Origin of the sequence: Kitasatospora sp. NPDC058046 (assembly GCF_042885595.1) — a bacterium.
Lineage (GTDB): Bacteria > Actinomycetota > Actinomycetes > Streptomycetales > Streptomycetaceae > Kitasatospora.
Genome location: NZ_JBHVRS010000021.1, coordinates 113,271 through 128,086, shown reverse-complemented (window position 1 = coordinate 128,086; position 14,816 = coordinate 113,271). Strand labels below are relative to the sequence as shown.

Below are 14,816 nucleotides of genomic sequence, written 5' to 3'. Positions count from 1 at the left end.
GGTGCCGACAGCGGGCCCGACGGGCCGTCAACACGGGGGGCTCCTTCGTTCGGGTGAGGGTAGGGGCGGGGCGTGCCTCGTGCGGGGCGGGGCGGGGCGTGCGGTGGCGGCGAGCGCCGTCCCGGGCTCTCCATAATCGCGTGGGTGATCACATCCTGTGACGAAGCGGTGGCCCGGCTGCGGGCCCTGCCCGGACTGTCGTGCTGTGCCCGTCCCCTGAACGTGCTGCCGCTGCTGCGCACCGGCTGCCTGTCCGCGGTGGTGAGCGTGGAGGGCCCGGACACGGGCTGGGCGGGCGAGTTCGGGGCCTCCTTCCACGCGCTGGAACCGGAGCGGGGGGTGCGCGACCACACCCCGGCGGGGGCCGGGGTCCACACGGTGCTCCGCGCGCTCGCCGGCACCTTCGACGAGGACGGGGGCGCGGACGGGGGCGCGGGCGCGGCGGGTGGCGGCTGGCGGGGCCGGGAGCTGGCGCTGCTGCCCTACTCGGCGATGAAACCCGAGTGGCGCACGGCACTCGGCGCGCTCGGCACCCGCCTGCTGGAGCCGCCCTCGCTCGTGGCCCTGCCGATGCTGAGCGACAAGCGGGCGCAGCGCGCGTGGCTGCGGTCGGTGGGGGCCGCGACCCCGGCGGACGCGGTGGTCCCGGCGCTCGACCACCGGGAGCTGCGCCGCCGCTTCGGCTCCCCCTACGTGGTGCAGACGCCGGTGGGCTCCAGCGGCAAGGGCACCCACCTGGTCGTCGACGAGGCGGACCTGCAGCCGATCCGCCAAGTCGGCGGCGGGCCCTGGCTGGTGAGCGGCTACGTCGAGGGCGTCGCGCTCAACGTGCACGTGCTGGTGTCGGCGGACAGCACGGTGCGGGTACTGCGCCCGTCCGTCCAGCTGACCCGTATCGAGGGTGTCGGCGCGCCCTTCGGCGCCTACTCCGGCTGCGACTTCGCGGCCTCCGCCCTGCTGGCGCCGCTCGCCCTGGCCCGGGCCGCCGCCGCGGCGCGGCGCGTCGGCGAGGCGCTGGCCGCGCTCGGCTACCGGGGCCTGTTCGGCGCCGACTTCGTCCTGGACGGCGAGCGTCCGCTGCTGCTGGAGCTCAACTGCCGTATGCAGGGCTCGACCTGGCTGCTGGGCGAGCTGGAGCTGGCCGAGCGCGCGCTGCCGTCCGCGCTGCGGCACGTGTTGGAGCTCTACGGCCACGCCACCGGCGGCGAGCCGCGTACGGACGCGGCGGGCGCCGTGCAGCTGGTGGTGCGGCACACCGGCGTCCCGGTGCGGGTGGCGGCGGCGCCCGCCGGCGGCCTGCACCGGCTCAAGGACGGGCGGCTGCGGTACTGCGGTGCTGGGTTCGGCCTGCTGGAGTGCGGGCCCGACGACTGCGTGCTGCTGCAACTCCCCTCCCCCGGCATGGTGTTGCACCCGGGTGTGCCGCTCGCCCGGATCGTCGCCCGGCATCCGCTGACCACCCTCGACGGCACCGCGCTCACCGCGCCAGGACGCAAGCTGCTGGACGCGCTGCGCGCGGGCTTCGTCCTCGAACCCCTCGAACCGTACGGCCTGCCCGGGCCTTCCGGCCCCGCCGCCGTCCCCTCCGCCTCCGCGGGTCCCTCCGCCTCCGCCCCGCGAGCGCCGTGGTGAACCCGCGCCCCGACCCGCGGTCCGACCCGCTGTACGTCCGCACCGCGGTGCCCGCCGACCTGCCCCGGCTGGCCGCCCTGCGCGCGGAGGCCGCCGCGTGGATCGCCCTGGAGCACGGCTCGGCCCAGTGGTCGGACCCGTACGACGCCCAGCGCGGCCTGGCACTGATCGCCCTCGGCCTGACCGTGGTCGCCGCGCTGTCGCCGCACGGCGAGGCCGTCGCCACCCTCACGCTGCGCCCCACCGGCAGCCCCCGGCTGTGGACCGGCGAGGAACTCGCCCTCCCGGCCCGCTACGTGAGCTCCTTCACGGTGGACCGCCGGTACGCCGGGCACGGCATCGGCACCCGCCTGGGCGACTGGGCCTCCTGGCGGGCCGCGCGGGCGGGCGCCACCCTGCTGCGGGCGAACGTGTGGAGCGACAACGCCGCCCTGCACGCCTACTACCGCGCACGGGGCTGGCGTTGGGTGCGCACCGCGGCCGGCAGCCGCAGCGGCGCCCTGTTCGAGCGCGCCGCGGACGCGGTGGCGCCGCCGCTGGTCCACGAGGCGGGCCGCCTGCGGACGTGACCCCCCGGCGTCCGGACGGCGCGGGCCGGTCGGTCGGTCGGTCAGCACGGTGTCAGCGCGCCCGGACAGCATGGCCGGTGAGCCGGCGAGAGCGCACGGCCGGGACAGGACGACGGGACAGGAAGAGGAGACGAGGCATGAGCATCAGCCGCAGGTCCGTGCTGCGGACCGCCGCGGCCGCCGTTCCCGCCCTCGCGTGGGGCGCGGCGGCGCCCACCGGGGCGGCGGCGGCCACCGCCCGGGAGCGGTCGGCACCGCGGGAACAGGCGACGCCGCAGTGGCAGGTGACGCCGTTCCCGCTGCGGAACGACTTCGGCGTCAGCGGCCTGGCGATGACCGGCGCCGCGGCCGGCTTCGCCGTCGGGTACCAGGTCGCCTTCTGGGGGCCGGTCCCGTACGACGTGCCCGCGGTGTGGAGCTGGGACGGAGCCCGGTGGACGGAGGTCGAGGGCGCGGTCACCGGGGCCAGCGGCCGGCTGTACGCCGCCACCGCGGCCGGCCCGGCCGACGTGTGGGCCGTGGGCGACAGCGGGCTGGCCGTCCACTGGGACGGGCAGGGCTGGAGCCGGAGCACGGTGCCCGGCACCGCCGGCGGCGCGTTCTCCGGCTTCGCCGTGGCCGGGGCCGGGAGCGCCGTCTGGGCGGTGGGCCGGGCCGGCTCGTCCGCTGCCGCCGCGCGGTGGAACGGCTCGTCCTGGGAGGGCGCCGCCCTCCCGCTGCCGCCCGGCACCTCCCAGCTCACCGCGGTGCGGGTCGCCGGGCCCGGCGACGTCTGGGCGGCCGGCGACTACCAGGCGTCCTCCGGCGCGCTGTACCGGCCGTTCGTCGTGCACTGGGACGGCAGCGCCTGGTCCCAGGTGGCCGCGCCGTCGTACCCGAACCTCGACGTGCGGGTGCTCGACCTGCTGGTCGCGGGCCCCTCCGAGGTGTGGCTGGCCGGCGGCACCGGCCGGTACAGCCAGTCCGGCCTCCGGAACGCCTTCGCCACCCGCTGGGACGGCACCGCCTGGAACGGCACCCGCACGCCGCCGGCCACCGACCCGCACTACTTCCTCGGGCTGTCCCTGCGCGGCACGGAGGTCTGGGGCGTGGGCTACGGCGGAGACTCCCCCGTCCAGCGGTGGACCGGGTCCTCCTGGGCGGTGGCCCCCGCCCCGTTCGCCTTCACCCAACCGGGCGTGTTCACCACCGGCCCGGACGGCACCACCTGGCTCTTCGGCTACGGCGCCCCGGACGCCAGGACCGGGGCGGACCCCTTCACCGCGCGGCTGCCCGCGAGCTGACGCCCCGCCCGCCGCCACCGGGCCGCGCCCCCGCCCGCGCCCGCCCGGGTGGCGCAGCGGGGCGGGCCGGGGGCGGGCGGGCGTGCTAGCAATGGCCGAGGGGGTCGGGGGGTGTCCCCGCGCAGCCCGCCCGACCTCGGAGGCCGTCTTGTCGCACCACCTCAGCGGACCGAACCTGCGCTCACCCGAGGGTGACGCGCGCCTGGACCTGACCGACCTGTTCGCCTTCGCCGCGCCGGAGCCGGGGCGGACGGTGCTGATCATGAACGTCAACCCGGTCGCGCCGTCCGACGGACAGGCCTTCCACCCGCAGGCGGTGTACCGGATCGACATCGACACCGACGGGGACCGGCGGGCCGACCTCGCGTACAGCTTCACCTTCTCCGAGCCGCGGGACGGGGCGCAGACCATGACGGTGCGGCGGGCCGCCGGCGAGGGGGCGCGCGGGCTGGAGGCGGTCGGCGAGGTGCTGGTGGCGGACGCGCCGGTGAGCTTCACGGGCACGCCCGCGGTGGTGGAGGCGGGGGCGCACCGGGTCAGCGCGGGGCTGCGCAGCGACCCGTTCTTCGCGGACCTGGACGGGATCGTGAAGGACTTCCAGTGGACGGGGGTGGACTGGGGCGCGGACAAGAACGTGTTCGGGATCGTGCTGGAGGCGCCGGACGCGCAGTTCGGGCCGGCGCCGGAGATCGGGGTGTGGGCGCGGGTGAGCGTGCGCAAGGACGGGCACCTGGTGTCGGTGGACCGCGGTGCGCACCCGTCGCTGACGGCGTACTTCAACGAGGAGGACGCCAAGGAGGCGTACAACGCCGGGGATCCGGTGGACGATTGGGAGAACTACCGGGAGCCGTGGACGGCGAAGCTGCAGCACTTCGGCGGGTACACCACGGACGCGGCCGAGGCCCAGCTGCGGATCGTCCTGCCGGACATCCTGCGCTACGACCGCGCCCGCCCGGCCGGCTACCCGAACGGTCGCACGCTGAGCGACGACGTCACCTCGGCGCGGCTGACGATGCTCACCGACGGCAAGGTGCCCGGCGACCACATCGGCCCGCACACCGACCTGCTGCCCGCCTTCCCGTACCTGGGCCACCCGCACTGAGCCCGCCGGGCCCTCCCCGCCCGCCCTCCGGACGCGCCCGCCGCCCCGCCGCGGGCGCCCCGTAGGGTGGCGGCATGTCCCTTCCCGTGGAGCTGGTGGTCTTCGACTGCGACGGTGTGCTGCTCGACAGTGAGCGGCTGGCCGTGCGGGTGGACGAGCGGGTGCTCGCGGAGGTGGGGTGGCCGCTGTCGCAGGAGGAGATCGTCGAGCGGTTCCTGGGCCGTTCGCACGCGTTCATGACCGCCGAGATCGAGGCGCACGCGAGCGTGCCGCTGGAGCCGGGCTGGGACAAGCGCTTCCAGCACCTGTACGACGAGGTGTTCGCCGCCGAACTCGCCCCCGTGGAGGGGGTGGTGGCGGCGCTGGCGGCCCTGGAGCGGGCCGGGGTGGCGGACTGCGTGGCCTCCTCCAGCAGCCATGCGCGGCTGCGCTCCACGCTCGGGCGGACCGGGCTGCTGCCGCGTTTCGCCGGGCGGGTCTTCAGCTCCGAGGACGTGGAGCGCGGCAAGCCCGCCCCGGACCTGTTCCTGCACGCGGCCGCCACGATGGGCGTCGAGCCGGCGGCGTGCCTGGTGGTCGAGGACAGCAAGTACGGGGTGGCGGCGGCGCGGGCGGCGGGGATGCGGTCGCTCGGCTTCCACGGCGGCCTGACGCCCGAGGCGTGGCTGGCGGGGCCCGGCACCCGGACCTTCGCGGACATGCGGGAGCTGCCGGCGCTGGTCGCCGGGGCGGCCTCGCTCCCGCTGCCGTAGCTCCGTGGCGGGCCCCGGTTCCGACTGCGGCTCCGACTCCTGCTGCGGCTGCGGCTGCGGGGGCAAGGAGGCGCGCCCCTGTCAGATGTCAGGGACCGCCGCGGGCACCGGATTCCTAGGCTGACGGGCACCGGACGCAACGGTCGTCCGTCCTCGTACCAGCCAAGGGAGAACCACCCATGCGCAGGATCACCCGTACCGTCGCCGCCCTGGCCCTGGCCGCCGCCGCCCTGACCACCGTGGAGGCCGGCGGCGCCGGTGCCGCGGACGGGGCGTGGGCGGGCTGCCCGTCGGGCGCGGTCTGCGTCTACCCGCAGGACCAGGACCCGGCGGTCAGCCCCAGCGACGTCTACTGGAGCTACGGCGCGCACAACCTGAGCGGCCAGTACGGCATGCACTGGGTGCTCAACAACCAGACCGGCGGCGCGCACGCCCGCCTGTGCCGCGGTTCGGGCGGCGCCGACTGCGTCTACGACCTCTCCTCGCCGAAGGGCGTCTACTACGACCTGGGGCCGATCAACTCGATCACCCTCGACCGTCCCTGACGGTCACTCAGTTCCCATCAGGCAGTGCCCGCCGCGCGAGGGGAGCGGCGGGCACTGCCGCGTCGCGTACCCCCGCCCCCTGAGGCGTGTTCACGAACATAACGAGTAGTGGTGGATTCCCGGCAGTCTGGTTTTACTTATTGACGTCATGTACGCGCCCAGGTTTAACTCCCCCCACCCCGCCGCGAAGTCGCGGCGACCCCCAGGGAGAGGTATCCGATGAACGCCGCACTGCGCCGCGCCCTCGTCTCCGCCGTGGGCCTCGTCCTGACCCTGTCCATGACCGCCGCCTGCGGCAAGGCCGCCGGCGCAAAGGGCGACTCCTCCTCCGCCGCCGGCGACCCGAACGCCATCGGCCTGCTGCTGCCCGAGAACGCCTCCTCCGTGCGCTACGAGTCCTTCGACCGCCCGTACATCGAGGCCAAGGTCAAGGCCCTGTGCGCGCAGTGCAAGGTGCTGTACAACAACGCCGAGGGCAGCGCCGCCAAGCAGAAGCAGCAGTTCGACACCCTGCTCGCCCAGGGCGTCAAGGTGATCGTCCTGGACCCGTACAACGCCAAGTCCACCCAGGACTGGGTCCAGGAGGCCGCCGCCAAGGGCGTCAAGGTCATCGCCTACGACCGCCTGGCCGCCGGCCCGATCGCCGCGTACACCTCCTTCGACAACGAGAAGGTCGGCGAACTCCAGGGCCGGGCCCTGCTGGACGCGCTCGGCGCGCAGGCCGCCGACGCCGACATCGTCATGATCGACGGCGACGAGGCCGACCCGAACGCCGCGGACTTCAAGACCGGCGCGCACAAGGTCCTCGACGGCAAGGTCAAGAAGGTCGTCTACGAGCAGTCCGGGCAGTGGGACCCCGTCGTCGCCGGACAGAAGATCTCCGCCGCCGTCACCGAGTTCGGCAAGAACGGCTTCCAGGCCGTCTACTCCGCCAACGACGGCATGGCCGCCGCCATCATCACCCAGCTCAAGGGCGCCGGCATCAAGGTCCCCGTCGGCGGCCAGGACGCCTCCCTGGACGCCATCCAGCGCATCGTGGCCGGCGACCAGGCGTACACCATCTACAAGGCCTACCGCCCGCAGGCCGAGGCCGCCGCCGAACTGGCCGTCGCCCTGCTGCAGGGCAAGGACGTGAAGACCATCGCCACCGCAAGCGTCGACAGCGCCACCGCCAAGAACATCCCGACCAAACTGCTGGACGCCAAGATCGTCACCAAGGACACCATCGCCTCCACCGTCCTGGCCGACGGCACCTACAAGGCCTCCGACATCTGCACCGCCGACTACGCCGCCGCGTGCGCCGCCGCCGGGCTCAAGTAGCCCGGCCCCCGGCGGCCGGGACCAAAGCGGCCAGCCTCAAATAGCCCGCCCCGCACCAGAACCCTTCGACCAGGTCTTCAAGTACCCCCTCCCCCAAGGTGGTTCCCGTGACAGGCGCACCCGTCCTGCAGCTGCGCTCGGTCTCCAAGCGCTTCGGTGCCGTCCAGGCCCTCACCGACGTCGACCTCGACGTCCACGCCGGCGAGGTGCTCGCCCTCGTCGGCGACAACGGCGCCGGCAAGTCCACCCTCGTCAAGACCATCGCCGGCGTCCACCCCGTGGACGAGGGCACCCTCACCTGGCACGGCGAGCCGGTCCGCCTGGCCCGCCCCCAGGACGCCGCCGCCCTCGGCATCGCGACCGTCTACCAGGACCTCGCGCTCTGCGACAACCTCGACGTCATCGCCAACCTCTTCCTCGGCCGCGAGAAGCGCCGCCGCGCCCTGCTCGGCCCCGCCCTGCTCGACGAGGTCGCCATGGAGCAGCACGCCCGCCGCCTCCTGGACACCCTCGCCATCCGCATCCCCGACGTGCGCGCCCCGGTGGCCGCGCTGTCCGGCGGGCAGCGCCAGGTGGTGGCCATCGCCCGCGCCCTGGTCGGCGAGCCGGCCCTGGTGGTGCTGGACGAGCCCACCGCGGCCCTCGGCGTCGAGCAGACCGCCCAGGTCCTGGACCTGGTGGAGCGGCTGCGCGAGCGCGGCCTGGCGGTCGTGCTGGTCAGCCACAACATGGCCGACGTACGGGCGGTGGCCGACACCGTCGCCGTGCTGCGCCTGGGCCGCAACAACGGGGTCTTCCCGGTGGCCGGCACCACCCAGGAGCAGATCGTCGCCGCGATCACCGGCGCCACCGACAACGCCCACGCCCGCCGCCGGGCCCGCCGCACCGAGCAGGCCGAGGAGGCCGAGGCCGTATGAGCACCCCCGACGCACCCGCCACCCCCTCGCCCGCCGATCCGCGGCTGCATCCGCCCGCGCAGGGCTGGGCGGGACTCGCGCGGGCCGCCCGGCGCCGCCTGGGCTCCGGCGAGCTCGGCTCGCTGCCGGTCGTCGTCGGCCTGGTCGTCATCGCGATCGTCTTCCAGTCCGTCACCCACCACTTCCTGCAGGCCGACAACCTCACCAACATCACCCGCTTCATCGCCGGCCCCGGCCTGATCGCGGTCGGCGTCGTGTTCGTGCTGATCCTCGGCGAGATCGACCTCTCCCTCGGCTCGGTGGCCGGCGCGAGCGCCGCGATCGCGGCGGTGCTCGCCGTGCGCCAGGGCTGGAACGAGTGGCTCGCCATCGCCGCCGCCCTCGGCGCGGCCTGCGTCATGGGGCTGCTGCACGGCCTGTTCTTCGCCCGGGTCGGGGTGCCCGCCTTCGTGGTCACCCTCGCCGGGATGCTGGCCTGGAGCGGCCTGCAGGAGTACGTGCTCGGCGACGCCGGCACCGTCAACAACCGCCACGACGGCGTCGTCGCGAGCCTGGACACCACCTTCCTCGGCGACGGCGACATCGCCTACGCCTGGGGCCTGGCACTCCTCGCCCCCGTCCTCTACCTGGCCGCCCGCCTGCACACCGCCCGCCGCCGCCGCGCCGCCGGCCTCACCGCCCCGCCGGCCTCCGACAGCGCGATCCGGGCCGGCGCCCTGGCCGTCCTCACCCTGGCCACCGCCTACGCCCTCAACCAGGACCGCGGCCTGCCGCTGTCCCTGGTCGTGCTGCTCGGCGCCGTCCTCGCCACCGACTTCGTGCTGCGCCGCACCCGCTACGGGCGGCAGGTCTTCGCGGTCGGCGGCGGCGTCGAGGCGGCCCGGCGCGCGGGCGTCAACGTCGCCCGGGTCCGGATCTCCGTGTTCGTCCTCTCCGCGTTCCTGGCCGGCCTCGGCGGCCTCTTCTACGCCTCCCAGCAGGGCTCCGCCGACAAGCAACTCGGCGGCGGCAACGTCCTGATGAGCGCGATCGCGGCGGCCGTCATCGGCGGCACCAGCCTGTTCGGCGGCCGCGGCAAGACCTGGTCGGCGCTACTGGGCATCCTGGTCATCCAGTCCATCACCACCGGGCTGGACATGGTCCACGCCGCCCAGGCCATCCAGTACATGATCACCGGCGCCGTGCTGCTGGCCGCCGTCGTCCTCGACTCCCTCACCCGCCGCACCCGCAGCAGCGGCCGGGGGTAGCGCGGGGCGTCCGGCGTCCCCTCGGCCCGGCACCCCGCCGCAGCGCGGGGTGCCGGGCCGTCGTGGTGCGCGGAGGGGAGGACATCGGCCAGGCCGGGGTGACCGGATATCCCTCCGCCCCGGGGCGCCGGCGCACCGGCGGGGACGGCCCGACCCCGGATCGGAGGCAAGTGCACCTTCGGCGGGCGAATGTGCCACTGCGTCGGATCAGGGCTGGCCGCCCGGCCGCCGCGTCCGTCCCCGGCCCGGCCGGCGTGCCCGCGTCCCGCACCGCACGACCGCGGTGGTGGCGGGCGGGCGCCGCCCGCGCGATCGGGGAACCGGCCATTCCGACCCGTCCCGGACCGGCGGCCCGTTGACCTGTTCTGGCATGGTCCCGTCAATAATCCCGCCGCTATGTTCGTTTGCGACCGGCACCACCACACCGACCACACCACCACCCGGGCTCCCGCCTGTCCTGACGCGGAGTCCGGACGCCAGGGGGGAACAACGATGCGTCACTCACGCCCATCCGGACGCCGGCGCGCGGGGCTGGTCGCCCTCGCCGCGGCCTCCGCGCTCGGCACCATGGCGGCGATGGCCCCGGCCGCGGCCGCCACCCCGGCACGGACGGCCGCCGCCGTGGCCGGGGACCCCGCACTCGGCGACACCTGTACGGCCGCGGACCTCGGCAAGCGCTACCCGTTCATCAAGTCCCTCCAGGTCGTCCCGACGATCACCCACTTCAAGGGCTGGTACGTCACCGACGGCGCGACGGGCTCCCAGACGGTGACGGCCACCACCCAGTCGGTGGTGACGGTCTCGGTCGGCCTCGACGCCTCCATCACGGGCAACTTCGAGATCGCGACCCTCGCCAAGGTCGAGGCGAGCGCGAAGCTGAGCGTCAAACTGGAGTCCTCCACGACCAGCACCGAGTCGAAGTCGATCACCTGGAACTTCCAGAAGCCCGGCTACTACGCCCTGTACGAGGGAACGCGGAAGGTCACCGGCCAGTACGGCAGCCTGAACTGCAACCGCGTCGACACGGGCAACGGCACGTACGCCACCAAGTGGGTCGAGGGCCCGGGCGGGGGCAGCTACACCACCTTCACCACCCTGGAAGAGGGCGCGGTGCGCTGCGAGGACGCCGTGCCGGCGAACAGCATCATGCGCCGGGCGCAGGACATCCTGGGCTGCACCGCCCCGCTCCGCACCGATGCGGCTGCTCCCGCTGCTCCGGCCAAGGCTGCGGCCACCACTGCGGGGATCAAGCAGGACTGGCCCGGATTCCCCGGCACCACCGCGCCGCCCGGCTTCACCTGCGACGCGGCCAACTACAAGATCGCCACACCCGACCGCGCGCTGTTCTGGTCCGCGCCCGGCTTCCTGGACTGGGGCAGCAACAACATCCAGCTGCGGCCCGCCGCCCAGGGCTGGCCGCAGGGCCAGGACCAGTGGCAGCTGTGCAGCGGCCCGACGGCGAACGGCATCGCGGAGCAGATCCTGATCAACCGCTCGACCAACAAGTGCCTGGCCGTCCCGGAGGCGACCGCCGCCACCGAGGGCACCATCCTGCAACAGGCCGACTGCAAGGTCGACGACCTGCAGCGGTTCTACTTCTACCGCGACGTCCCCGGCAGCGACAAGATCGGCGTCCAGAACAAGTACACCGGCCACATGGTCGGCCACGACCGCAACGCCGACGGCCAGCCCCTGCGCCAGTACAGCATGGGCAAGGCCGACGGCACCGGCACCTACGCCCTCGTCAAGGCCTGACCAGGGCCCGCACCGGTTTCCCCGCGGGTGCCGCCGACCACGGCGGCACCCGCCTTCAGCCTGTCCTCGCGCCCTCGTGTCCTCTGTCGACTCCGCCCGGAGCTGCCCTTCGCCCTGCTCGCAGGCCTGCGGCAGCGGACGCGCTCGGCCGATCCGGCCGCTCTGCGCGGGAGTCAGGCGCGGGTGGCTTGGGTGCGGCAGTGGGCGAGGGCGTACTTGACGCGGATCTCGGAGTGGGCGGTGGTGGTGAGGAGTTCGCCGGCGGCGACGAGGGTGGACCAGTAGCGGACGGGATCGCCGGTGCGAGGCATGGGCCGGGCGGCGGCAAGCGAGAGGTACGCGGTGGTCAGGTTGCCGGTGGTGAACCAGCGCGTCAGGCCGTGCTGGTGGCCGGCGCGGATGCCGCCCATGGCGTCGACGGCGGCCAGGAACAGGTCGACGACGGCGAGTTCGGTGTCGGTGAGCGACTTGGGGACGTCGAAGACCCCGAGGGCTTCGAGGAGTTCGCCGGTGTCCGTCTCGGAGTCCGGCCGGGGGTCCGAGAGCAGGACGTCGTAGCACTCGTCCAGGCGGCGGCTGGTCTCCGCGAGCGGGATGTCGAGGGCGAGGCACACCGCGCGGGCGGAGGAGAGCGGCTTGCCGGTACGGCGGGCGAGGAGCGCGTACGTCTCGGCGGGCGTGCGGCCACGGGAGAGGGCGTGCCGCGCCAGGGTCGTGAGGTTCATCAGCAGTCGGACTCTCAGGCGTTGACGAGGACGGGCGCGGGGATCGGGGCGACGAGCACCCACACGAACTTGCCGATCCCACCCGGCCGGGAGGAGCACCCCCAGCGCTCCGCAAGCTCGTTGACGAGGAACATCCCACGCCCGCGCTCGTCAGACGGCGTAACGACACGGAGGGACGGACGGCCACTACCGGCGTCGTGAACCTCCAGCCGCAGCCGGGAGTTGACGAGGGCGAAGCGAACCTCGATGTGGCAGTCGTCCGGCCCGTCGGAGTGCTGGACGGCATTGGCGAACAGCTCCCCGAGGAGCAGCTCGGCCGTGTCGGCGTAGCGGTCGCCGGAGGGCAGCCCGGAGAGGTAGGCCCGGAGCAAGTACCGCGCCAGAGGCGCGGATTCGATGCGGGAGTCGAGGCACGCGACGAACGCGCGGGGCCGGCGGGCTTTGAGCATGGTGGACCTCGAAGGGAGCGGGGAGGGGACATGCGAGAAGGGGCGCGACATCACGCTGTGTACACCTAATGCAGCGCCACCCAGTAGCCTGGCGTTACAGCTTGATCGCAGGTAGTGAGAGATCGCCGCCCCGATCGGGCGAGGCCATCGCCCGGTTCCGGCAGGAAGAGACCCATCGCACGAGGTCATGGTTCGACCAACCAGCAGCAAATGAGTCCGGACATGCATGACGCCGCACCGACGCACAGGAATCACCACGCAAGGAAATGTCTCCCATGACTGTCGCCGCAGCATCACAAGGTGGCCCGCACGCAGCCGTGTGCGGGCGCCGGATGAGAGAACGGATGATCGGTCAGGCCGGGAACCCCGAACAGGTGCCGTACGACTTGGTCGAGCTGATCGTCAAGGAGATCGAGGCGCACTGTGGGCACCGTCGCCTCAAGGCCTTCCGACTGGCAGTGGGCTGGACTGTCACTGAGGCGGTCCAGGAAGCTCACGACCTGGTCGACCGGGAACGCCTACGCAAGATCGGACTCACCGAACGGTCCTGGAAGGACTGGGAGGCCGGCAAGGCGCCGAGTCCTGAGTACCAGGACCTGCTCTGCCGCCTCTTCCAGACCAGTCCCGTCCAGCTGGGCTTGGCCGCCGACTACACACCCGTGGCATTCCGAGCCGACGGCCCGGAAGGTGCGACACTCCCAGAAGGAACCACCTCCACGCATGCGGGGGCGGAACTGGAGGAGGTGGCGGCCACGAAGCGTCGAACCGCGCTCATGCTGACGGGTCTTACGATCGCGGCCCCGACCTCAGCCGCCCAGGTTCTCGACCAGGCTGCTGCCGAAGCCATGGAGTTCACGCGTCAGGCTGAGGCCAGCTCACTGGGCGTCGGGTCACTCGACCACCTGGAGCTAGCGGTCACCGACTTCAACGACGCCTACTCCGTGATGCCGCCGCAACAGGTGTTCGCTGAAACGCTCGACTACCGCCGCAAGGTGGACGCCCTGTTGAAGGCGAAGCACACCCACGAGCAGGGCCGCGAACTCCTCGCCTACGCAGGATGGCTCTCCGAACTCCTTGCCTGGCTGGCCCATGACCTCGGTAGCCCTCGAGCAGGCCTCGCCTTCGCCAACGACGCCTTCGTACACGGCAGGCAGGCCGGCCACGGTGAGCTGTGCGGATGGGCCATGGACGCCGCCGCCTCCATCAACCTCTACGAGCACCGCCCTGATCGGGCACTGGCTGCCGCTCGTCAGGGCCTGACCCAGGCACCCGCCACGCACCCCCTCGCCGTCCGTCTCCACGCCCAGGCCGCCCGCGCCTCGGCCGCAGACGGCGATCCCGAGGGCTTCGTGTCCTCCCTGCGCGCCGCCCAGGACGCCCACCAGTTCCTGCCCGCCCGGATCCCCCGCCGTTTCGGCCTCGACCCACTGCCACTCGCCGACTATGCCCTCACGTCCTACCCGGCCACCGCCTGCATCCTGCTCGGCAAGGCCGAGGATGCCCGTCGCCATGCAGAACACGCGCTCTCCGTGTACGAGTCCGCCCCGGCGGCTTCCCGTTCGCCCAGCCGCGAGGCCATCGCCCGCATTGATCTGGCCCTCGCCCACGCCCAGCTCGGCGACCCCGACAACGCTGTAGCCCTCGGCAACCAGGCGCTGGATTCCGAGCGCGTCGTCGACTCCGTACGCGCCCGCGCCACCGACCTCACCGGCTACCTCGCCCGCCGATACCCCCGTCATGGTGCCGTCGGCGAACTGCATGAGCGCCTCGCCGTCTTTCCCCTCCCTTCCACGGCATAGAAGAGGAACACCATCCCGTGCCCGACCAGGAACGCGTCATCCGGATCCGCCGCCCCTACCTCGACCTGATCGCCGCCGGCACCAAGACCATCGAGGTACGCGTCGGCTACCCCAGCATGCGCAGGATCCGTCCGGGACAGACCCTCGTCTTCGAATCCGGCGACACCCACTGCCGCACCCACGTCACCGGCGTCACGGAGTACCCGAGCTTCGACGCCATGCTCGACACCGAGGACCCGGCGGCGATCGGCTCCGAGGGAATGAGCCGGACCGAACTCCTCGCCGCCTGCCGCGAGATCTACCCACCTGAGAAGGAGCAGCTCGGCGTACTCGCGATCCACCTGCGACTCACCCCGTAACCAGGGGACGGCCAGCCTCGCCGCGCAGGAAGTCGACCCCGCCGACTTCCTGCGCGGGAGCCAGGGGCGAGTGGTGTGGGGCGGCCCGATCCGACAGCACGACGATCAGCTCGGGACGGAGTCTCTGTCCAAGGTGGCTTCGCTCGACGTGATCCGCGCTGCACCGACGCCAGCTGGCACAGGTCCGGGTACGGCAACAACGGGGCACCTGCGTCGAGGTGGCGCCCGGATTCTCCGACGTGAGGCCCGTTCGCGATTCCAAGGACCCGAACGGACCGGCCCTGATCTTTGCCGCCAAGGCCTGGGAACCGTTCGTCACCACTCTCCGCAGTGACGAGTTCGGCGAGGTCTGAACCAAGGAT

General features: G+C 73.3%; 15 protein-coding genes. 13 read left to right on the top strand and 2 right to left on the bottom strand.

All coding sequences use genetic code 11. From position 1 onward, the window contains the following. The first annotated feature begins 144 nt into the window (after nucleotides 1-144). From ACFVU7_RS33815 to ACFVU7_RS33770, 10 genes are all read left to right on the top strand, one after another. Entirely contained in the window at nucleotides 145-1,632 is a 1,488-nt protein-coding gene (locus ACFVU7_RS33815; protein WP_388048899.1) for an ATP-grasp domain-containing protein, read from the top strand. Continuing rightward, complete coding sequence (locus ACFVU7_RS33810) at nucleotides 1,629-2,201, top strand: GNAT family N-acetyltransferase (protein ID WP_388048896.1); 573 nt, start codon at nucleotides 1,629-1,631, stop codon at nucleotides 2,199-2,201. The genes ACFVU7_RS33815 and ACFVU7_RS33810 overlap by 4 nt, the downstream gene beginning before the upstream one ends. 137 nt (nucleotides 2,202-2,338) lie before the next feature. After that, nucleotides 2,339-3,484: a hypothetical protein gene (locus ACFVU7_RS33805; RefSeq protein WP_375874288.1), complete on the top strand. Its 1,146-nt coding sequence runs from the start codon at nucleotides 2,339-2,341 to the stop codon at nucleotides 3,482-3,484. A gap of 148 nt (nucleotides 3,485-3,632) precedes the next feature. Beyond that, nucleotides 3,633-4,586: a DUF4331 family protein gene (locus tag ACFVU7_RS33800; RefSeq protein ID WP_388048893.1), complete on the top strand. Its 954-nt coding sequence runs from the start codon at nucleotides 3,633-3,635 to the stop codon at nucleotides 4,584-4,586. 74 nt (nucleotides 4,587-4,660) lie between these two features. Next, nucleotides 4,661-5,338, top strand: coding sequence for an HAD family hydrolase (locus ACFVU7_RS33795; protein ID WP_388048890.1), 678 nt, complete (start codon nucleotides 4,661-4,663; stop codon nucleotides 5,336-5,338). Between the two features lie 179 nt (nucleotides 5,339-5,517). After that, nucleotides 5,518-5,883, top strand: a complete 366-nt coding sequence (locus ACFVU7_RS33790) for a hypothetical protein (protein ID WP_049653674.1) — start codon at nucleotides 5,518-5,520, stop codon at nucleotides 5,881-5,883. Nucleotides 5,884-6,102: 219 nt separating this feature from the next. Continuing rightward, nucleotides 6,103-7,203, top strand: a complete 1,101-nt coding sequence (locus tag ACFVU7_RS33785) for a substrate-binding domain-containing protein (RefSeq protein WP_074001126.1) — start codon at nucleotides 6,103-6,105, stop codon at nucleotides 7,201-7,203. 107 nt (nucleotides 7,204-7,310) lie between these two features. Continuing rightward, entirely contained in the window at nucleotides 7,311-8,120 is an 810-nt protein-coding gene (locus ACFVU7_RS33780; protein WP_387969033.1) for an ATP-binding cassette domain-containing protein, read from the top strand. Continuing rightward, nucleotides 8,117-9,367 carry a sugar ABC transporter permease gene (locus ACFVU7_RS33775; RefSeq protein ID WP_388048888.1) on the top strand — a complete coding sequence of 417 codons (1,251 nt, stop codon included), beginning with the start codon at nucleotides 8,117-8,119 and terminating at the stop codon, nucleotides 9,365-9,367. Before ACFVU7_RS33780 ends, ACFVU7_RS33775 begins: the two co-directional genes overlap by 4 nt. A 492-nt stretch (nucleotides 9,368-9,859) precedes the next feature. After that, on the top strand, nucleotides 9,860-11,122 hold the full coding sequence (locus tag ACFVU7_RS33770; protein ID WP_388048885.1) for an RICIN domain-containing protein: 1,263 nt from the start codon (nucleotides 9,860-9,862) through the stop codon (nucleotides 11,120-11,122). 173 nt (nucleotides 11,123-11,295) lie between these two features. On the opposite strand, the gene ACFVU7_RS33765 is transcribed toward ACFVU7_RS33770, so the two are convergent. Together ACFVU7_RS33765 and ACFVU7_RS33760 are read right to left on the bottom strand one after the other, a co-directional pair. Then, a complete protein-coding gene (locus tag ACFVU7_RS33765; RefSeq protein ID WP_388048882.1) occupies nucleotides 11,296-11,847 on the bottom strand; it encodes a hypothetical protein in 552 nt (183 codons plus the stop codon). Nucleotides 11,848-11,861: 14 nt separating this feature from the next. Next, nucleotides 11,862-12,296 carry an ATP-binding protein gene (locus tag ACFVU7_RS33760; RefSeq protein WP_117485301.1) on the bottom strand — a complete coding sequence of 145 codons (435 nt, stop codon included), beginning with the start codon at nucleotides 12,294-12,296 and terminating at the stop codon, nucleotides 11,862-11,864. A 344-nt stretch (nucleotides 12,297-12,640) separates the two neighbouring features. Here ACFVU7_RS33760 and ACFVU7_RS33755 point away from each other — a divergent pair, with 344 nt between their 5' ends. The 3 genes from ACFVU7_RS33755 to ACFVU7_RS33745 all read left to right on the top strand — a co-directional run bounded on the left by ACFVU7_RS33755 (nucleotide 12,641) and on the right by ACFVU7_RS33745 (nucleotide 14,807). Beyond that, complete coding sequence (locus ACFVU7_RS33755) at nucleotides 12,641-14,095, top strand: helix-turn-helix transcriptional regulator (RefSeq protein WP_234348460.1); 1,455 nt, start codon at nucleotides 12,641-12,643, stop codon at nucleotides 14,093-14,095. Nucleotides 14,096-14,112: 17 nt separating this feature from the next. Next, nucleotides 14,113-14,454, top strand: a complete 342-nt coding sequence (locus ACFVU7_RS33750) for an ASCH domain-containing protein (RefSeq protein WP_388048879.1) — start codon at nucleotides 14,113-14,115, stop codon at nucleotides 14,452-14,454. A 218-nt stretch (nucleotides 14,455-14,672) separates the two neighbouring features. Beyond that, complete coding sequence (locus tag ACFVU7_RS33745) at nucleotides 14,673-14,807, top strand: DUF397 domain-containing protein (protein ID WP_388048877.1); 135 nt, start codon at nucleotides 14,673-14,675, stop codon at nucleotides 14,805-14,807. Nucleotides 14,808-14,816: the final 9 nt, after the last annotated feature.